17 protein-coding genes and 1 tRNA gene are annotated in these 19931 nt (G+C 58.5%); 11 read left to right on the top strand and 7 right to left on the bottom strand.

Annotation, left to right across the window (positions count from 1 at the left end; genetic code table 11):
• Window positions 1-58 precede the first annotated feature (58 nt).
• From SCM96_12705 to SCM96_12690, 4 genes are all read left to right on the top strand, one after another.
• Window positions 59-1078, top strand: coding sequence for a potassium channel protein (locus SCM96_12705; GenBank protein MDW7761478.1), 1020 nt, complete (start codon window positions 59-61; stop codon window positions 1076-1078).
• 72 nt (window positions 1079-1150) lie between these two features.
• On the top strand, window positions 1151-2116 hold the full coding sequence (locus SCM96_12700; protein ID MDW7761477.1) for a TRAP transporter TatT component family protein: 966 nt from the start codon (window positions 1151-1153) through the stop codon (window positions 2114-2116).
• Window positions 2113-3120, top strand: coding sequence for a TRAP transporter substrate-binding protein DctP (gene dctP / locus SCM96_12695; protein MDW7761476.1), 1008 nt, complete (start codon window positions 2113-2115; stop codon window positions 3118-3120). Before SCM96_12700 ends, dctP begins: the two co-directional genes overlap by 4 nt.
• On the top strand, window positions 3110-4966 hold the full coding sequence (locus SCM96_12690; protein ID MDW7761475.1) for a TRAP transporter large permease subunit: 1857 nt from the start codon (window positions 3110-3112) through the stop codon (window positions 4964-4966). Before dctP ends, SCM96_12690 begins: the two co-directional genes overlap by 11 nt.
• A 14-nt stretch (window positions 4967-4980) precedes the next feature.
• Here the strand turns inward: SCM96_12690 and SCM96_12685 are convergent, their stop codons facing one another.
• The gene (locus SCM96_12685; GenBank protein MDW7761474.1) at window positions 4981-6243 is read right to left on the bottom strand and encodes a hypothetical protein; all 1263 of its coding nucleotides are present in this window, start codon (window positions 6241-6243) and stop codon (window positions 4981-4983) included.
• A 107-nt stretch (window positions 6244-6350) separates the two neighbouring features.
• On the opposite strand from SCM96_12685, the gene SCM96_12680 reads away from it, so the two are divergent.
• A tRNA-Lys gene (locus tag SCM96_12680) sits at window positions 6351-6423 on the top strand.
• A gap of 51 nt (window positions 6424-6474) precedes the next feature.
• Here the strand turns inward: SCM96_12680 and SCM96_12675 are convergent.
• Window positions 6475-8013: an AbgT family transporter gene (locus SCM96_12675; protein ID MDW7761473.1), complete on the bottom strand. Its 1539-nt coding sequence runs from the start codon at window positions 8011-8013 to the stop codon at window positions 6475-6477.
• Between the two features lie 96 nt (window positions 8014-8109).
• On the opposite strand from SCM96_12675, the gene SCM96_12670 reads away from it, so the two are divergent.
• The 3 genes from SCM96_12670 to SCM96_12660 all read left to right on the top strand — a co-directional run bounded on the left by SCM96_12670 (window position 8110) and on the right by SCM96_12660 (window position 9878).
• Complete coding sequence (locus SCM96_12670) at window positions 8110-9039, top strand: hypothetical protein (GenBank protein ID MDW7761472.1); 930 nt, start codon at window positions 8110-8112, stop codon at window positions 9037-9039.
• Entirely contained in the window at window positions 9036-9407 is a 372-nt protein-coding gene (locus SCM96_12665) for a hypothetical protein (protein ID MDW7761471.1), read from the top strand. Before SCM96_12670 ends, SCM96_12665 begins: the two co-directional genes overlap by 4 nt.
• 111 nt (window positions 9408-9518) lie before the next feature.
• The gene (locus tag SCM96_12660; GenBank protein MDW7761470.1) at window positions 9519-9878 is read left to right on the top strand and encodes a DNA-directed RNA polymerase subunit omega; all 360 of its coding nucleotides are present in this window, start codon (window positions 9519-9521) and stop codon (window positions 9876-9878) included.
• 21 nt (window positions 9879-9899) lie between these two features.
• Here SCM96_12660 and cyaB read toward each other — a convergent pair whose 3' ends face one another.
• The 4 genes from cyaB to SCM96_12640 all read right to left on the bottom strand — a co-directional run bounded on the left by cyaB (window position 9900) and on the right by SCM96_12640 (window position 14187).
• Window positions 9900-10415, bottom strand: a complete 516-nt coding sequence (gene cyaB, locus SCM96_12655) for a class IV adenylate cyclase (protein MDW7761469.1) — start codon at window positions 10413-10415, stop codon at window positions 9900-9902.
• A 12-nt stretch (window positions 10416-10427) separates the two neighbouring features.
• Complete coding sequence (locus SCM96_12650; GenBank protein ID MDW7761468.1) at window positions 10428-11249, bottom strand: TatD family hydrolase; 822 nt, start codon at window positions 11247-11249, stop codon at window positions 10428-10430.
• 97 nt (window positions 11250-11346) lie between these two features.
• Window positions 11347-13101 carry a DUF885 domain-containing protein gene (locus tag SCM96_12645; GenBank protein ID MDW7761467.1) on the bottom strand — a complete coding sequence of 585 codons (1755 nt, stop codon included), beginning with the start codon at window positions 13099-13101 and terminating at the stop codon, window positions 11347-11349.
• Window positions 13102-13185: 84 nt separating this feature from the next.
• Window positions 13186-14187, bottom strand: a complete 1002-nt coding sequence (locus SCM96_12640; GenBank protein MDW7761466.1) for a beta-ketoacyl-ACP synthase III — start codon at window positions 14185-14187, stop codon at window positions 13186-13188.
• Window positions 14188-14280: 93 nt separating this feature from the next.
• Between SCM96_12640 and SCM96_12635 the strand changes: the two genes are divergently transcribed.
• Window positions 14281-14775, top strand: coding sequence for a hypothetical protein (locus tag SCM96_12635; protein ID MDW7761465.1), 495 nt, complete (start codon window positions 14281-14283; stop codon window positions 14773-14775).
• A 13-nt stretch (window positions 14776-14788) separates the two neighbouring features.
• Here the strand turns inward: SCM96_12635 and SCM96_12630 are convergent, their stop codons facing one another.
• A complete protein-coding gene (locus tag SCM96_12630) occupies window positions 14789-15766 on the bottom strand; it encodes an NAD(P)-dependent oxidoreductase (GenBank protein ID MDW7761464.1) in 978 nt (325 codons plus the stop codon).
• Window positions 15767-15869: 103 nt separating this feature from the next.
• Between SCM96_12630 and SCM96_12625 the strand changes: the two genes are divergently transcribed.
• Both SCM96_12625 and SCM96_12620 read left to right on the top strand, forming a co-directional pair.
• Window positions 15870-17711 (top strand): SpoIVB peptidase S55 domain-containing protein, encoded by a 1842-nt coding sequence (locus tag SCM96_12625; GenBank protein ID MDW7761463.1) that lies wholly within the window; start codon window positions 15870-15872, stop codon window positions 17709-17711.
• A gap of 10 nt (window positions 17712-17721) precedes the next feature.
• Entirely contained in the window at window positions 17722-19893 is a 2172-nt protein-coding gene (locus SCM96_12620; GenBank protein ID MDW7761462.1) for a hypothetical protein, read from the top strand.
• Window positions 19894-19931 lie beyond the last annotated feature (38 nt).

The raw sequence follows: 19931 nt of genomic DNA, 5'->3' as shown, positions 1-19931 counted from the left end.
CAATGCGTTGTGTTCTCCTCCGGCCATCGGCTATAATCGGAAAAACGAAGGACATGTCGTGAAAAGCCGAAAACGGGTGATCGTTTCCGCCGGGTTATTCCTGACGGTCTGTGCTATCGGTGTGGGCGGCTTCAAAATCCTCGGTGGGGAATCCTGGTCTCTTCTCGATGCCGCCTATATGACCGTAATCACGGTGGCCACAGTGGGATATGGGGAGGTCCACGATCTTACCGGAAATCCCGGAGCTCGCCTTTTCACTCTCATCTACATTATCCTGAGCTTGGGCACGATCGCCTTCGCCGTGACCTCCATCACGGCTTTCATCGTGGAAGGGGAGCTCAAGAGTCTCCTTGGGAGAAAACGCATGGACAAGGACATCGGCCGCATTTCCGGCCATATCATCGTCTGCGGTTCGGACGAAACCGCGGAAACCGTTATCCGGGAGCTCCGGGCCACGGGACGGGATTTCGTCGTTGTGGACGTCTCGGCGGAGCGGATGGAAAAGTTTATGGAATCCGGACGGTTCCTTCATATCGTCGGCGATCCCGCGGACGACGACGCGCTCCGTCAGGCAGGGATCGAGAGGGCACGGGGGATCATCCTCTCTCTGCCGACCGATGAGGCCAATCTCTTTGCGGCCGTCTCCGCCCGAAGTCTCAATCCCCGGCTTCGCATCATCGCCAAGGGCATCGATGTCCGATCGCACGATAAGATCAGGAAAGCCGGCGCGGATTATGTCGTTTCCCCGGACTATATCGGCGGCATGCGGATGGTCTCCCAGATGGTCCGGCCCGCCGTTGTCTCTTTCCTGGACAAGATGCTTTACGGAAAAGACCAGGTCCTTCGCGTCGAGGAATCGGTGATCCCCGAGGATTCGCCGCTTGCGGGCCGCACACTGGCCGACTCGGGCCTCAAGGCGGTTCCCGGGGCCCTTCTCGTTTCCATGCGGAAGGCGGACACGGAAGAATTCCGTTTCCAGCCGCCGGACGACACGAGTCTCAGTCCCGGAGATGTTCTCGTTTTCATCGCCACCGCCGAAGGATTGTCGGCGGTCAGGAAGACGGCCGGATCAGGCTGAGGGATCCGAGAGCCGGCCTCGCGGTTATCAATTGACTCTCCGGATTTTTTGTTCATAATATTGAGGAAGATCATGAACAAGACAATGAAAACCGGGATCGCCGCCTTTGTTGCGCTTCTATTGACGGCGTCCTGTTCCGTGGAAAAACTGGCCTTGAAAAAAGTCGCCGGAATGATGACGTCGCCGGGATCGGGGGGCGTGTTCACACAGGACAATGATCCCGAACTCGTCGGAGACGCCCTGCCCTTCGCCATCAAGCTCTATGAAACGCTCCTGACCTCGCTTCCCGATCATGAAGGGCTGCGTCTGGTGACGGGCAGTCTCTATATCACCTATGCCAACGCCTTCATCCAGACCCCCGCGGACATGACGCCGAAGCGCGATCTGGAAACCCGGGAGTTCCTGTTCCGGCGGGCCAAGAATCTTTACCTGCGCGGCCGCGACATCCTTCTCGTTCATCTTGAAAAAAAGAACCCCGCACTCCTGGATCAGCTCAAGAACCGCCGATACCGTGACGCGCTGGCCGTGTTCGGACGGCAGGACGCCGGATTTCTGTACTGGACGGCGCTCGGCTGGGTCGGCGCCTTCGGCTCCGACCCCTTCGACATGAAATTCGGCCTGACGCTTCCACAGGCCGCCTCGCTGATGGAAAGAGTGCACCAGGTCGATCCCGGTTACGACCCGGCGGCCGTGGAGCTTTTCTACATTTATTACTACGGCTCTCTTCCAGAATATATGGGGGGAGATCTGCAGAAGGCTCGCGAGCATTTCGAACGGGCCAAGACCGTGTCGGGAGAGACCAACACCTCGCATCTCGTGGCCCTGGCCGTGACCGTCTGTGTCAAGGAGCAGAACGCCGCGGAGTTCAGGGATCTTCTCTCCCAGGTCCTGAAATTCGATGCCGACCGGCTTCCGGATAACCGCCTTGTCAATGTCCTCAACCGCCGAAAGGCCAAATGGCTGCTTGATAACATCGACGATTATTTCATCGAGCTTGACGGGAATTCCGACCCGGCCGGACAGGAAGATATTCAATGAAAAAATTCATGATTCTCTGCACGGCCGCAATTCTTCTGATTGCGGCCGCGGCCGACCTTCGGGCGGCCGTCGTCATCAAGATCGGATCCGTCGCCCCGGCCCGATCGCCCTGGGACCGGGCGCTTCAGGAAGTTGCCCGCGAGTGGGAAAAGATCTCCGGCGGGCAGGTTCAGGTCAAAATCTACCCCGGGGGAATCGCCGGAACGGAAATGGACATGATCCGCAAAATCCGCCTGGGCGCGCTCCAGGGCGGGGTCTTCACCAACATGGGCATCACCAAGATCGAACGATCCGTCCTGGTTCTCAACCTCCCCTTTATATTCGATTCCCAGGAGGAATTCGAATTCGTCTTCGATCGCATGAAATCGGTCTTTGAGAAAGAGATCGAGGACAAGGGATTCAAGGTCATTTTGTGGACACTGGCCGGATGGGTTCACTTTTTCGCCAAGGACCCGGTCATCTACCCGGACGATCTGAAAAAATTTAAAGTGAGCGTCACTCAGGGCGACCCGGAACTGGAGCAGATTTGGAAAAAGTCCGGATTCCAGGTTGTCCCGGGCGATATCAAGGATTTTATGGTGCAGCTCCAGAGCGGGGCGGTGGGCGCCGCCTATTTGCCGGCGCTTATCGCGGGATCAGGGCAGTATTTCGCCCTTATCCCGCATATGCTGTCGATGACCTTGGCGCCTCTTGTCGGCGGCATGTTCCTCAGCGATCGGGCCTGGGAAAGCATTCCCCGCGAGTTCCGGCAGCCGATGATGGATGCCGTCGAAAGAATATCCCGGGATCTCTACAAACAGACCATGAACCTCGAAAAGGAAGCCCTGGCCACCATGAAGGAACATGGACTGGTCGTCCATGACCCGCCGGACGACGCCATGGTCAAGTGGCGGGAGGTGTCCGCCCAGGGCGTCGAGGATCTCATCGGCCGGGCTTTCCCCAAGCCGGTCTACGATGCGATGATCGGGCATATCCGGGAATACCGAAAAAACCGTGGCCGGTAAAATCATCCGCGCCGGCCGTCTCTTCGAAGATGTTCTTGTCGCTCTCTGTCTTGTTTTGCTGGCCGTCCTGTTGATCGGCGAAGTCGTCGCCCGCAAGTTTTTCAACACGGGCCTGCCTCATTCGACCGCCTATATCCAGCACCTCGTTTTGGCCGCGACCTTTATCGCCGCCGCCGTCACGTCGCGGGAGAAAAGGCACCTGTCACTGGCCATTGACTGGAAGCTTCCAAAATCCGTCCAATCGGTCCTGGATATTACAGCGGCCGTTCTCTCGGCCGCCCTGGCCGCGGCGTTCGCCTTCACCGCCTGGTCCTTCGCCGGCATGGCCTTCGGTCCGGGGGAAAAAATCGGATTCATCCCCAAGCGCCTCATGGCCCTGGTCATGGTCGCGGGATTCCTTCTGATGAGTCTCCGTTTCGTCACCGGACTCGAGTCAAAAAAACGTCGGTTTTGGGTTGCGGCCGTCGCCGTGCCGCTGGGAATCCTCTTTGCCTTCGGGCCTTTCTCCCAGGTCCTGGGCTCCGCCCGCGAAACCTGGCTGGGCCCCCTGGCCTCGATCCAGGAAATCCTCCAGCCGATTCTGGCTTCCCTGACAACTCCCCTGATTGTTCTTCTCGTCGTCATGGCCTTTTTCGGCGTCCCGATTTTTATTGTCCTCGGCGGCATCGGGTTTTTTCTGTTTGTCCATGCCGGACAACCTCTGGAAATCATTCCCAATCAGGCTTACACCGTGCTGACCGGTCATGCCATCCCGGCGATTCCCCTGTTCGCCGTGGTGGGCTTCCTTCTTTCGGAAAGCAAGGCCGGGGAGAGAATGGTCCGGTTCTTTCAGTCCCTTTTCGGCTGGATTCCCGGCGGACTGACCATTATGGCCGTTCTGGTCTGCGCCTTCTTCACGACATTCACGGGATCGTCGGGTGTGACGATCCTGGCCCTGGGCGGGCTTCTCTCCTTCATTCTGATCGATGCCGGCTATCCCAAGAGATTCGCCGTCGGACTTCTCACGGCCTCGGGCAGCATCGGACTCCTGTTTCCCCCGAGCCTGCCCGTGATCATCTACGGCGTGACCGCGCAGACCAGCATCAAGGACATGTTTGTCGGAGGGATCATCCCCGGCTTGATTCTGGTGTTGTCCGTGGCCGGAATCGGGATCGTGTATTCCATCAAGAAGAAAATTCCGCGGCCGCCGTTCCAGCCGGGCCAAGCGATTGTTTCCCTCGGACAGTCGGCCTGGGAGCTCATCCTTCCGGTCGGCGTTTTCGGACTCTATTTCGGCGGGATCACCAACCTTCAGGAGAGCGCCGCCCTGGCCGTTCTCTATACCGCCTTCGTGGAGATTGTCATCAAGCAGGATCTGAGCTTGAAAGATCTCCGGCGGGTGGCGGCCAAATGTGTCCCCATCATCGGAGGCGTTCTGATTATCCTGGCCCTGGCCAACGGGCTCTCCTATTACATCATCGATGCCCAAATTCCGACCCGGCTCAGCGCCTGGGTCGAATCCTCGATGCTGTCCAAATACGCTTTTCTTCTGCTCCTCAATCTGGCCCTGCTGCTGGTCGGGTGTTTTATGGATATCTATTCCGCGATTCTCGTGGTCGTGCCCCTGATCATCCCCCTGGGTCAGGTTTTCGGAATCGACCCCGTGCATCTCGGCGTCATTTTCCTGGCCAACCTGGAACTCGGTTATCTCACCCCCCCCGTCGGCATGAACCTGTTCCTGGCCTCCTACCGATTCAACGAACCCATGCCGCGCGTCTACCGCGACGTCCTGCTCTTCATGGCCGTCCGGATCCTGGCGGTTCTCCTCATCACCTATGTTCCGTTTCTGACCCGGGCCCTTTTGTGATCGAGGGAGACCGATCAGAGATCGAGCCGTGGATTGAAAATGCCGGTGATTCTTGAACCGAACGTGTACGACAGTCCGATGTTCGCGCTGAACTGATACGAGGTCGCCCTGCGGCGTTGTTCCAGAAGAATTTCTTCAAGCGACAGATCGGTTTTCGGGATGGCCGCAAGATCGTTGATGAGATTGAATCGGGAACTGAGGCTGAGCGACAATCCGGCCACGATCCGGAGATTCAAATTGGCGGACAACTCCGTTCTGTTGGATCGGATGTCATGGAAGTGGTGAAATCCGACCAGACTGGCCCGGACATCGCCCCAAGGCTGCCTGAAAGCGGCTGAAGCCACAAGCGCCTGTCCGAAAAGGACCTCCCGGGTCTTGTCGAAGATCGTTTCTTCCACATAGTCGTAATATCCCGCTCCGATTCTCCAGGCCAGCGTTATCGAACGCCGGGTGGCTTGATCGTAGGGAAAAAGGCTGTATTCAAGGGCGGGGGAAAGGACGGCGCTGAAGTTCATATTGTCGAACGTGCTGATGAAAATATCTCCGAAAACACCGGCCGCCCAGTGGTCGCTGAGACTGATAATGTGATAACTGTCGAACCCTCCCCGGACGGTTGTCGACGTGATGGTGCCGTCGTCGGTCACATAATTTCTTTCATTGTAATTGCCGTAAGGGCGCAGCCGCGTTCGGGACTCCCGGGTGATCCTGTCGGCGAACAGGCCATACCGGATATGGAGCGAGTTTCGGGTCTCCTCCCTGCTGAAGTTGCCTCCGCCGTAGATCTCGAAGACCCAGGCGTTCCACGGGTCCTTCAAGGGCTCCTCTTCGTCGGCAGGCCCAACGAGAACCGCGTCATAGGTGACCCGCATCCTGCGGGCCGCGCCTGTTTCGGCCAGATAGGGGGTGAGCCCCATTTTGATCATCTCCGTGTATTCGCGGCGAGTCATATCGGAGGAGTTCGAGGCGGGGGCCCAGCAATTCAGTTCGTAGTTTTTATCCTTGAAGTTCCCATAGCCGATAAACGAGATGCAGTACGTCTCCCCGGTTGCGCCGACCCGATGGCGTGAGATGATGATATGGACGTCGGCCAGCTCCTTGTCCCGGACGTAATCCACGACGGGAATTTCCTGCCGGATGAAATCCGCATCGATGGATCTCTCGACGTCGAGAAACACATTCAACCTTTTGGTGTTGTTGATCGTCTGATTTTGGGCCGATATCGCGTTTCCGGCGAAACCGACGACCACGGCAAAAAGAATCGCAGCTTTTAACTTCATGATCTCCGTCCTTTAAACCATCATTATAGCAAACCCGTCACCGTTTCGGGGAAAAACCGAGCGTTTGACATCGGAGTGCGACTTGTCTAAACTAAGGGGGATTTTTCGGCCCGTTAGCTCAACTGGTAGAGCAGCAGACTCTTAATCTGCGGGTTGTAGGTTCGAGTCCTACACGGGTCATTCCCCTCATTTCCCCGTTAAGGTTTCCGAGTTCGAGCCGGGTTTTCCGTTCTATCCCGAATAGTAAATGCCGGCGCCGGGTCCGAGGGGAAGGTTGAGCACGACCCAGAGGATCAGCAAGATCGACCACAGGATGGTAAAGACGATGGAGTACGGCAGCATGGTTGAGATCAGGGTGCCGATGCCGGCTTTCTTGTCGTATTTGGCGAAATAGACGATGATCAGCGCAAAGAAACTCATCATGGGCGAAATGATATTGGTCACGCTGTCGCCGATGCGATAAACCGCCTGGGAAAGCTCCGGCGAATATCCCAAAAGCATGAACATGGGAATGAAGATCGGCCCGAGGATGGCCCACTTGGCCGAAGCGCTGCCCATGAACATGTTGATAAAGCCCGACAACACAATGAACATGAGGAGAAGCGGAATCAGGCCCAGGTTCATGTTCTGTATGCCCGCGGCCCCTTTGATGGCGATGATGAGTCCCAGGTTGCTCCATCGGAAATAGGCCACGAACTGGGCGGCGAAGAAAACAAGCACCATGAAGGGGGCCAGAGTTTTGAAGCTGTCGACCATGCCCTTGACCACGTCGGCGTCGGATTTGAACTTGCCCGTGATGAATCCGTAGATGACGCCCATGGATCCGGCGAAGAAAAAGAGAAAGGCGATGAAACCCTTGAGAATCGGCGAGCGCAACAGCGAGTTGTCCGGACCGCGCAGGAAACCTTCGGAAGGGATGAGTCCGATCAAAAGCAAAATCAGCCAAAGGCCGATCACCGCCAGCACCCATCTGAGCGCCTTTCTCTCTTTTGATGAAGGAGGTTCGAGCGCCTCGGCCTTCACATCGCCCTGATACCCGCCCAACCGCGGCTCAATGATTTTTTCCGTGACCCATGTTCCGGAAACGGCGATGATGAACGTGGAAGCCGCCATGAAGAAATAATTGGCGGTCGGAAGAACATAATAGGCCTCGTCGAGAATTCTGGCCGCTTCGGTGGAAAGACCCGCCAGCAGGGGATCGATGGTGCCGATAAAAAGATTGGCGCTGAAGCCGCCCGAAACCCCGGCGAAAGCGGCCGCCATGCCTGCGATGGGATGGCGCCCCACCGAATGAAAAATGACGGCTCCCAGGGGAATGATCAGCACATAACCCAAGTCGGACGCGATGTTGGAAAGAATTCCGGAAAACACGATGACGAAAGTCAGAAGCCGGGCCGGGGCTTTGAGAACCATGAGCCGGATGGCCGCGCTGATCAGCCCGCTGCTTTCGGCGATGCCGATGCCCAGAAGCGCCACCATGACGATTCCCAGTGGCGCGAAGCCGGTGTAGTTGTCGACCATTTCAAGAATGATCCGATGAAGACCGTCCTTGGAAAGGAGGTTGACGATGTTCACCTCCGCGCCCGTTCCCGGGTGCACGGCCGTCCAGCCGAGACGGCTGCCGAGCATGGAAAACACCAGGGCCGAAACGGCCAGGCCGGCGAAAAGACTGGCCGGGTGCGGCAGGGCATTGCCCGCACGTTCAACGAAGCCCAAAAATTTTCCGAATCCGCCTTTTTTTCCGGTCTTCTTTTTCGAAATGGTCTTCATGACATGGTGAGCGAAATCATAAGCGGAGGTGCGCGGGATGTCAATATCGCCCGGCCGGGTTTTTCCGAATCGAGGATATCTGTATAATGATGAACCGTGCACCCTCGAATCGTCTATGATCTCGCCGTGTCCCTCGATTGGGAATACGATTGGGATTTTGTCCGGCTCATCGAAGCGTCCGCCCGGGCCCACGGACTGACCACATATGTCGTTCACCCGGGAAATCTCGATGCCGCCCTGGCCGAATGGGATGCCGGAAAGATCGACTTCCGTGTGCTTTTCGACCGGGCGGCGGCCACGTCTCCCGAGTTCGTTCCGCTCCAGAACAGGATGTTGGGGTGCGGCCGCAAGGTCATCGATTCTCTGAACAGGCTTCGCTGGGCTTCGGACAAGGCGACCATGCACCTCGAATTCATCAGCCGGGGGGTCCGGACGCCTCACACGGTGATCCTTCCCGATCATCGTTCCGTCCCGGATATCGAGATCGACCCGGAGGACATGGAGCCGCTAAGAGCGCCGTTTTATATCAAGCCGGCCAATACGACCGGAGGGAGCATCGGCGTGATCCGCGGGGCGCGGACGCCTGATGATGTCCGTAAGGCCCGCCGGACCTATCCCAACGACAAGTACCTGATCCAGGAATGCATTGAGCCCGAGGAGCGGGACGGAAAGCGGTTTTGGTTTCGGGGCTACCACGTTCTGGGCAGATTTCTGGCCGCCTGGTGGAATGACGTCACGTTGCTCTATGCGGAACTGACTCCGGAGGATATCGAGACCTACGACCTCATGCCGCTCTTTGCCGTAGTTCAAAAAATCGCCGGAATCTGCCGTGTCGGTTTTTTCTCGACGGAGATCGCCCGGGACCTCGAGGGCCGCTATGTCGTCGTGGACTATGTCAACGAATCCTGCGATATGAGACTTCAGTCCGTTCACCCGGACGGCGTACCGGATGCCGTGGTCCGAGCCGTGGCCGGCCGCATCGCGGAACATGTTCGGGACATGGAACGGGAAAGGAGACGGTCGTGAAAATGCGCGGATTTCTGGCCCTGCTGGTCCTGGGTGTTGTTGTTGTCTATTTCATCTGGTTTGCCAAAACGGGGACTGAAAGCGGCATCGAGGCCGAGATCGGAGCCTTCGACAGGTCCCGCGAAGATTTGACGCGGGCCAACCTGTCGGCTCTTGCCCAACAGATTGCGGCCTATGCGGCGTCGCAGGGCGATCTGCCACGCAACTTGGCCGCTTTCGAGCGCGGCATGCGTCCCGGATCCGGCCTTCTCGACGGCTGGGGAAAGCGGGTTCGGTACGAAAAAACCTCCGAGGACGGCTTTCGACTGATCTCGGCCGGTTTCGACGGCGTGTTTGGAACCGACGACGATATTGCATTGGATTATTAACTCCGGTTTTCCGGTTTGCTGGCGGCATTCCCGACGGGACATTGCATTTTTCCCGGATTTCTGATATTTTACCGGAAATCCGTAAATGACGACTCAAGGAGACATTGTTCTGTGGAGACCTTTGGAAATGTCGACAGCAAATTCCGATTTATCATCCTGGCTTCGAAACGGGCCAAACAGATTCTGAAAGGCGCCAAGCCCAAGATCGAATTGAAATCCCGGAATGCCGTCCGGATCGCCCAGGCCGAAATCATGGAAAACCTTGTGGAATATGAGATCCTTCCCCTGACCGCCGATGATTCCCGCGAGCCGGAAGACCGCGTTTTGGGTGAAGATGGAATTCCCGACGATATCGGCGACGGCGATGCCGACGACCACGTTGTCGCGGGGGCCGGAGACGACGACGTAGAGGATGAACATCCCGAGGAGGACCCGGCCGCCGATTCCGAGGACTCCGACGAAGACGACTAATCCCTGTCCGCCGCCCGAATCTTATTCCGATCGGCGGTCCAGACCAAGCAGACGGATATAATCGAGGGTGATGAAATCTTTTCGGGAGTAGCCCAAGGCTCGGGCGAAGCGGACGATCTCATGCCGCCGGCCCTCGAGTTCCAGGAAAATCCCCGCCGCGGTTTCGTCCAGACAGATTTTCAGGCGTCCCTTGCGGAAAGCCGTCCGATGTTTGGCGTAACGGATGACGGGGCGGAATCCCAGGGATTTCAGGATTTTTCTCATCTGCCCGCGATCGTGGAGGCCGGTTTCGTACTCTTCCCTCACTTTGAACGAGCGGGCCTTTTGAAGCGGTCCCTTGAATGTCATCCGGGTTTTTTTCCCGACCGTTCTCAACCTCAGGGCCGCGCCGGCCTCCTTGAGATGTCCCTCCGGAGAATCATAGAGGATGTTCTCTTCGAAAAGACGCTCCCTTTCCAGGACGGCCCCCGCGGCAAGAAGCTTCCCCCGGATCTGCCGGAGATCGGCGACGGCCAGCTTGACTTCGGTCTCAATCACGGCCGCATCTTATCATCGGCCCGAGGGTTTTTCAAACGGAAACAAGCGAAAAAAATTCTCCGTTGTGATTTCGGCCGTTTCGGCCGGCGTCAGGTTCTTGACCCCGGCCAGAACTTCAGCCGTCACGGCCGCAAAAACCGGCTCGTTTCTCCGGACCCGTTTGCGGAAAGGCGCCGGCGTCAGATAGGGGGCGTCCGTTTCGACCAGAAGGCGGTCGGCGGGGATTCGAGCGGCCGTCTCGCGCAAAGCCGAGGCGCCGGGAAAGGTCAGGATTCCGGAAAAAGAAATGAGGAAACCCCGGGCGATCATGTCCTCCGCGACGCCCGGATCCTCGGTAAAACAATGAAGAATCCCGCCGCGCGAAAAGCCTTCGGCTTCGACGGCTTCACGGAGCGCATCGCCCGAGTTGCGGCTGTGGATGACGGCGGGGAGACCGAGCCTTTGGGCCAGCGCCAACTGTCTGCGGAACACGGCGGTCTGGACTTCCGGAGGAGACAGGTTGTAGTGAAAATCCAGCCCGATTTCGCCGACGGCCCGGATCGCGCCGTTTTGGGCAAGATCTTCGATTTGCCGCTCATGGGCGTCTCGGAATGACGAGGCCTGATGGGGATGGACACCCGCCGCGGCGACAACGGCATGATTTCGGGCCATGCTCAAAACTTTCTCCAGGCTTTCCGGGTGAATCAGATCCGCAGGGCAGAGAATGGCCCGGAGACCGGCCTGAAAGGCCCGCCGGATGACGTCATCCCTGTCGGTATCGAATTCTTCCATGTCGAGGTGGGCGTGGGAATCCACCAGGCCGGATGCGTCGGGGATTTCCTCGGGATCGATCATGTGTTTCAACCTGTCATGCCCGTTCCGGGAGAAAAAAAAAGCCCGGAGGGCGGCCACCCTCCGGGCTTGGGCATATCTTTGTCGTCGTTCCCTCCCGTTATTGGGTGAGTTTCATTTTCAGAGTTCTCAACGGCACCGCGCCGTGGTTGAGAAGGGCCTTGAGGAAGTCCCGGGCTTCGAAATCGGCGCCCTTGACGGCTTTGTAATCCTTCTCAAGGTCGAGGATTTCCTGAAAACCGATATAGGCCAGAGCCGCATCTCCCGGGTTGAGGAGGATGTGATTCCACTTGTTTTCGGCTTCCGCTTCAGTCTGGAATCCCCGGCGGGTCATATAAGTGACGACCTGCTCCTTGGTCATTTCGCCCTGATGGATATTGAGTTCCATCTGGAAGTCGATGACGTTCTTGAGCATGAGCTTGAGCTGGTTCAGGCGGACCCGCAGATCGAAATCCTTATACCCGTTGGTCACGAGCATTTCTTCGATGTACACGGGCCAGCCCCTTAGAAGGGCCTGATTGGGGGCGGCTTTGCGAACGAGAGAGCCGGTCTTGAAGTTGACAATGGCGGGAACGAACATTCCGGGGAAGACTCTCTGCACGGTGAAGAAATCGATGAAGAAATCGTTATATTCCCGGAGGAAGGCTTCGGCCTTTTCGGCGCTCCAGCCTTCCGGAATGGGAGCAATCTGGAACGTGGAGGAACCGGCGGCCTGGAAAGGCCCGGGAAGGATCAACCGATTCATGGCGATGCCCCGGAAATAGGCCGGCATGGTCTCGATGGCCAGCGTGTCGGCCGGAAGCTCGACGAGATTCTTTTCCGTAAGGAACTGCCGGACGCCGTCGGCCGCCTTTTGGATTGCGGCGATGAATCCGTCCCGGGGGGCGTGTTCGGTCTGGATCTTGTTGAACACATTCTGGATGATGTAGTCCCTCATTTCCTCTTCAGGCTTCTGCAGCCGTTCGATGTCGATTTCGGGATACATGATCTTATGGAAAGAGATGGCCACAAGCAGCATTTCCCGGCGGATGTTGTTGAAGTCGGCGCGGGACCGGGCCACAAGTTCGTCCTGGGTCAGGTTGCCCTGGACCAGGAGACGCATCAGGCGGGTGTGGGCCTCCGCCCAGCGGAAATTTCCGGTCGAACGGGGGAGGACTTCGGTCTTGAGAAAGTTCAGGTAATCTTCGAGAGCCGCGACGGCCTTGGCCTGCTCCACGGTGAAGGCGGCGGAACCGGCGGCGCCTTGGGCCAGTGCGGGGGCTTCGTCCCGGAAGAAGGCGAGAATCGCAGGCATTTGCTCGATGGCGGTCTCGGTGTAGATCTGGGCCGGTGTTTTCAAATTGTCTTTGGCCCGCCGGACCAGATTCGGAATCTGTTTGCATCGTTCCGCGGCGCTCTTGACGCGGGCATCCAGGGGCGCGAAGTCTCCGGTCAAAACGCTGTGGACGCTGTTGATGAAAATCGCGTTGTAATACAGGGGGTTGTATTCCCAGGGCAGGAGGTTTTCGAAATCGATGTAAACCCTCTCGAGGGCTGTCACCATGATGTCATAATCGATCTGGCCTTCGGGAGAGAGCTTGGTCTTGTCGATCTTGGCCACGATTTCCTGATTGAAGCCGTCCAGCGCATCATGGAACCTGTCGACCGCGCGGCTGCTGAAATCCTCGAGCGTATCATTGTACTTGTAGTAGCCGGCCAGGGTCCCGGACGTCGGGAAAAACTTGAAATAGGCATCAAAGTAGTTATCCAGGAATTTCTTGAACTTGCCGTCCTCGGCCGTCTGTTGGGCCGATAGCGTGTTCCAGCCGAAAGCGCATACGGCCAGCATCGTCAGAAAGATCATCATTTTCTTCATTGGCTCCTCCTGTCCAATATCGTCGATTTCCTGAAAAATCCTAGCATAGAACCGTTGTCCCGCGCAACCTCATCCTCATTTTGCCTACCAACGGATGAGGGCCGAGGCCCAGGTGAAGCCCGATCCGAAGGCCGTCAGGGCGACCAGATGGCCTTTCCGGATCCGGCCCGTCTCGATCGCTTCGTCGAGAGCAATGGGAATGGAGGCCGAGGTTGTGTTTCCGTAGCGGTCGATGTTGCGAATGACTTTTTCGACGGGGATCCCGAGATTCCGGGCGACCATTTGCGAAATCCGGTCATTGGCCTGATGGGGAATGAGAATGTCGACATCTTCCACGGTCAACCCATTGCGGTCGAGGGCGGCCCGAACCGCCTCGGGCATGCGCTGAGAGGCGTTCTTGAAAACGTTTTTACCGTCCATTTTTGGAAAAAATCTCTTTTCGTCGAAGAATTCGACCTGGAAGGTGGGGTTGTCCCGCGGGCTCGGTTTTTCCATCCAGAGATCCCGGACGAACCGGCCGTCCGAGTAGAGGTGCGTCGAAAGCAAAAGGGCGCCGTCTTCCGGCCCGCCCGGTTCGAGGATCACGGCGCCGGCGCCGTCGCCGAAGAGGACGGCCATGTCGCGGCCGTCGTCGGAATAATCCAGATTCGAGGACTGAACTTCGGAGGCCACGAGAAGGATTTTTTTGTAGGTTCCGGCCCGGATGTATTGATCGGCGGCCGACAGGGCGTAAATGAATCCGCTGCATTGGTTCCGGACGTCGAGCGCCCCGATCGAATCCAGTCCGAGTCCGGACTGGACCTGGACACCGATGCCGGGGAAATAGTGATCGGGAGAAAGCGTTGCGGCTACGATGAAATCGATCTCCCGGGGATCGACTTCCGCCGAGGCCATGGCCCGCCGCGCGGCTTCAACGGCCAGCTCCGAGGACCCCGTTCCTGGATCGGCATGGCGGCGTTCGACGATGCCGCTTCTCTGGCGGATCCATTCGTCCGAGGTGTCCATGCGTTTTTCGAGATCGGCGTTGGTGACGACCCGGGAAGGGACATAACGGCCGGTTCCGGTGATGACGGTGTGGAGACTCATGCCGGAAATTATATGAAAGAAAGAATAAAAAGGAAAGAAAAAAAGTGAGGTCGTCTTGACGGGCGGAATTTCCAGGGATATCCTTATCTTGAAATGAAGACGCTTCTCTCTCTTCCGTCGGCCCGTGCCTTGGCCGCTGTTTTTTTCGCTTTCGCCCTGTCGATCCCTCTCGGCGGCGATGATCTCCTGAAAGTGGAGGGATCCATCCGTCCCCGGCGGCTGGCTCCCGAACAGGAAGGCCGCGTCGTTTTGAAATTGAGCATCCCTCCGGATATCCTCATCATTCCCCAGCCCTACTTCATCATTGAATTCACCTCCGTTCCCGAAATCGCGTTTCCCAAGACATTTTTCACGGCCTCGGACCTCGAAATGGAAGTCAGGGAAGATGAGGACGTGCGCTACCTGGTCATTTCGGTGCCGATTGAAATCCCCTTCCGGGTTCTGCCCGCCGCCCGCAGGGGAAGCCATGTTCTTGAAGGGCGGATCCGTTACTTTGCGCTTTCGACGACCGAAGGCTGGTTTCTGAAAACGGCTTCGAAGTTTTCCATCCCGTTTGTCACCACCTCGCCTGCGCCGAGAAAAAAATAGAACGCGGCCCGCGTTAAAGGAGGTTGTTTTTCCGGTACCAGCGGAGGGTTTTCTCAAGACCGGCTTGCAGGCTCCAGGCGGTTCTGAAACCAAGAAGGCGCTCCGCCTTGGAAACGTCGGCGACCCACCCCGGTTGGCTCATGTCGCGGATCTTGCTGCGATTGAGTGCATCCCTGCGTCCGGTGATTCGGGAGAGCGCCTCGCTCAGTGCGGCGGCCAGGTGAACGCCGGCCCGGGGCAGTCGGAGATGACGGCAGGTCCGGCCCAGGATGCGGGAAGCCGTTTCTCCGATTTCATCCCAGGTCACCGGATCGGGAGACGCGATATTAAAGATCTCTCCGCTGGGGAGATCCGTTTGAAAGGCGAGATCAAGTGCGGTCACAAGATCGTCGACCAGACAGAGGCTGAGAAGCCTCGCCCGTCGGCCGTAGCAAGGAATGATCCCCCGGTTGACGATTCGGAAATATTTCAGGAAGTCCTCGTCCCGGGGGCCGTAAACGGCCCCGACGCGAAGAATGGCCAGAGGGAACATCGAGGCGTGGTCGAGGGCCACCTCTTCGGATTCGAGCTTGCTTTTTCCATAGGGGGAGACGGGCTTCGGCGGATCGCTTTCTTTCCGGGGCGATCCATCCGGCAACGACGGGCCTCCGGCGGCCAAGCTGCTCAAGAGGACGATCCGGGGACGGGCCGGGAGGCCGGCCAGGGCGGTGAACAGTCTTGCCGTTCCTTTTCGGTTTACGGTATAATAATCTTCTGTTTTCAAGGCTTTTGTCAGTCCGGCCAGGTGAAACACGCCGTCCAGATCCGGGGGAAGGGGCGGCGGATCGAGAATATCGCCCCGGTGAAAACAGATTCCCGGGATCTCTTGAAGGTGGGGGGCCTTTTTCGGATCCCGGACGAGCGCGTGGACTCTGACCCCGGGTTTCGCGGCCAGCGTTTCGACGAGATGGCCGCCGATGAATCCGGTCGCGCCCGTGATGAGGATGTTCACGGGCGGCATTTTATGTCAAGACATCACCGCGGTCAACGGACAGGGACGGCGCGAAGCCGGGTTGAACGATTCGTCCGGACCGCCGGAACCGCGAGGAGGACGCATGAACGGATTGAACGTCGGTTGGGTTTCCCGGCGGGCGTGGGCCTGGATTCTGCTTCTGGCCGGGTTGTCCGCCCCCGCGGCGGCCGTTGCCGAGATCATGCCTCTCTCGCAGATCCAGCCCGGGATGACGGGCAAGGGACGGACGGTTTTTCAGGGTGAACGCATCGAAGAATTCGATGTCGAAATCCTCGGCGTCATGAGAAATGTTCAGCCCCGGAAAAACATGATCATGGCCCGATTGAGCGGAAACGGCCTGGAAACGACCGGCGTCATCAGCGGCATGAGCGGCAGTCCCGTCTATATCGACGGCCGGATTGTGGGTGCGGTCGCCTACAGCTTTGCTTTTTCCAAAACTCCCCTGGCCGGTATCACCCCCATCGAGGAAATGATGGCCATGGACTCCGCAACATCCGGGGCTGCAAGTTCTGCGCCGGCCCGGTCGATGACGACAATTCCGTCCATGACCTTGGAAGACCTGGCCGCCGCCTACCTGTCCACGGCGCCTCCCCTTGCGCCGGTTCCGCCGGTCGAACCGGACGGACGCGGGATGGCGCCTCTTCACCTGCCGCTTGTCGTCAGCGGGTTTTCTCCGCAGGGTTTCGAGAAGGCCCGCGGCTTTTTCGCCGCCGCCGGATTTCACCCCTTGATGGGAGGCGGGGGACAAATCCCCGTTCCGTCGGCCAAGCTGCCTTCCGCGCCGGCTCTCAGACCGGGCGATGCCGTCGGCATCCAGCTCATCGGCGGTGATCTCGATGTCTCCGCTGTCGGAACGGTGACCCATGTCGACGGATCCCGCGTCCTGGCCTTCGGCCATCCGTTGTATAACCTCGGTCCCGTTGATTTGGCCATGACCCGGGCCGGCGTCCTGGCCGTGGTGCCCAGCCTTCAAACATCCTTCAAGCTGGCGACGAGCGGAGAGGTTCTCGGTTCCTTCTCTCAGGACAGCGCCGCGGGGGCCGTCGGAGAAATCGGGCGCATGCCCCGGCTCATTCCCGTCAACATCAGCCTGCAGAGGTCGCCGACGTCCCGCCGGGAATTCAAACTGAAAATGATCCGCGACAGAATTCTGACTCCGGCCCTGCTCAATATGGCCCTTTACTCCCTGCTGACGGGCGAAGAGCGGAACCACGGCGATCTGGCTCTGGAGTTCGACGGCGAAATCTTCCTTGACCGGGGAGGCAGCGTCAAGATCGAGGATCTCTTTTCAGGAAACTACAATGCTGCCGTGACCAACCTTTCGGGCCTTATGGCCGCGGTGGTCTATTTTCTTTCCAACAACGAGTTCCAGGATGTCGGCATTTTCCGGGTGGACATCAACATCCGCTCCACCCAGGAGGCGCGCTTTTGCCAGATCGAGAAGGTTCTTCTCGACAAGTATGAAGTCTCCCCGGGCGAGAGGATCGGCATCCAGGTGCATTACCGGGCGCACGGCCGGGAAAGCCGCGTCGAAGAGGTCCAGGTCCAGGCCCCCATTCTTCCGGCCGGTTCACAGTTCCATCTGATTGTCGGCGATTCCGCCGCGATGCAGAGTGTGGAACGCAGCCAGTACCGGACCCAGGAATTCGTCCCCCGCAGTCTGGATCAGCTCGTTCGCATCCTGAGCAACCTCCGGAAAAACAACCGCATTTATTTCAAGATCACGGCTGCCAAGCCCGGACTGTTTCTCAAAGGCGAGGAAATGCCCAACCTGCCGCCGACATTGAAGACGATGTTCGCATCGCCGCGCGCCGCGGCCTCGTCGGCGACCGATCTCAGCCGGTCCACTCTCAACGAGTACCAGCTCCCGGTCCCCTATGTGGTTCGTGGATCGGCCGTCATTCCCGTTCAAATCCGCCGTTAGGAGACCCACCATGAAAAGACGTCTTGTGATGGGATTGTCATGGGCGGCCCTGGCCTGCCTGACCCTTTTTGCCGTCACGCCCCGCTTTTGGGAATTCCGGTCCATGCCGGATTTCCTGAAAGGGAAATTCGACGGCGTCTCCGTTTCCCCTGAGGGGCGGATCGCGCTGGCGCCCCGGATCGAAAACTTGGCCGCGCCGGCCGAGGAATTTTACCTGTCCTTTCTGACAGCCGCGGACGGCGGCCTGTTTCTCGGAACGGGCCACGGCGGAAAAGTTTACCGAATCGGGAAGAACGGTGAGGCCGAGCTCTATTTCCAGACGGCCGAGATGAATGTCACGAGCCTGGCCCGCGACGGGAAAGGTGTGGTTTTCGCGGCCACGTCGCCCAACGGAAAAATCTACAAGATCACGGCGAAAGGCCAGGGGCAGGAATTTTTCAATCCCGGTGAAAAATACATCTGGGATCTGATGTTCAGGGAGTCCGGGTCTCTCCTGGCCGCGGTGGGGGAGAGGGGCGGAATCTATGAAATCACTCCCGAGGGACAGGGCAAGATCCTGATGAGGTCGGATGAAAACCATGTCCTGTGTCTTTTGAGCTCGGGCAAGGCCGGAGGGTTGCTGGCCGGGAGCGGGGGCGGCGGCGTTGTCTATCGGGTTGCGGCCGACGGACGAAGTTCGGTCGTCTACGAATCCCCCTTCGAGGAAATCCGCTCCCTGGCCGTCGACGGTCAGGGACGGATCTATGCGGCGGCCGCGGGAACGCGCTCGAAAATTCGAAAAGAGGATGCCCCGGCCATTTCTCCGCCGGTTCCGCCGGCTGTTTCAGGCGGCGCCGTTTCGGTGTCCATCAGCGTTTCCGCTTCTCCGGAAACTCCGTCCGGACCGCCCGCTCGGACCGGGGAAGGCGGCGCCGTCTTCCGCATCGCTCCGGACGGCGTGGCCCGAAGCCTTTGGAATTCCGAAGACGAGATGGTCTATTCCCTGATATTGAGAGAGGACGGAACCGTTCTCTTCGGAACGGGTCCCCAGGGCCGGATTTATGCTTTGGATGGGGACGGCCGGGCATCGCTCTGGCACCAGAAGTCCTCGGAACAGATCTATCTTCTGATTCCCGACGGACCGCGGACCTATATTCTGGCCAACAATCCCTGTTCTCTGGATCTTATGCATTCCGCCCAGGGCGCCGCCGGCGAATACATGGGATCGGTCCTGGATTCCGGCACGGTGTCCTCGTGGGGCCGGGTGGAATGGGATGCCGACGTGCCCTCGGGCACGACTCTCCAGGTCCAGACACGGAGCGGAAACACCCTTGAACCCAACGCGGCCTGGAGCGACTGGTCGCCTCCCTACCAGAAAAAAGATGAGCCGATTCTGAGCCCCCGGGGCCGCTATCTCCAGTATCGCGTCCTTTTCAAATCGACATCCGGAAATGTTTCCCCGGCGCTGAACAGGATCCGCCTGTTTTATCTCCAGACGAACATCGCTCCGGTGGTCCGAAGCCTGGAGATCCTTCCGCCGCACGAGGTGTTCATCAAGCTCGGCGATCAGGACGAGGTCATTCACGGCGTCGAGCCCCATTTGCCCGGACCTCCCGTCTCCGGGACGCCGTCCCGGGGTTTTGCCATGACCAAGAAAGCCGACCGGAAAGGTTTCCAAACGGTGGTCTGGACAGCCTCTGATGAAAACGACGATTCCCTGATTTATCGCCTGTTTATGAGAAAGGATGGGGAGACCGCCTGGAGAAAAATTCAGAACGCGTGGACGGAGAGCCTTTATACGTTCGATACCATGTCCTTTCCCGACGGCATCTACCATTTCAAGGTCGAAGCTTCGGACGCTCCCTCCAATCCCCCGGGAACCGAACTTGCCGGAGAACGCATCAGCCGGGCCTTCGTCATCGACAACACCGCGCCTGAGATCGTCAATTTCAAGGCCGCCCGAAATCGGGATGGTCTGGAGGTCTCCTTCGAAGCTCAGGACGCCTTCTCACATATTGAAGACGTGCGCTACCAGATCCGCCCGGACGCCTGGCGGGTGGTTTTTCCGGTCGACGGCATCTCCGATTCGCGCCGCGAGGCCTTCAAGTTCACCGTCAAGCTGCCGCCGGGCGCCGACAACATGATCGTCGTCAGGGTTCGGGATGCGGCCGGGAACGTCAGTGTCTTCCGGCAGGTTTTCTGAAGCCCTTCCTCTCCATTGACAGGCCGATCGCAGAATGA

It is taken from the genome of Acidobacteriota bacterium (assembly GCA_033549365.1).
Taxonomy (GTDB): Bacteria; Acidobacteriota; Aminicenantia; order Aminicenantales; family Saccharicenantaceae; genus JAWSUF01.
The sequence above is the reverse complement of the archived record's forward strand: the minus strand, read 5'-3'. Positions and strand labels throughout refer to the sequence as shown.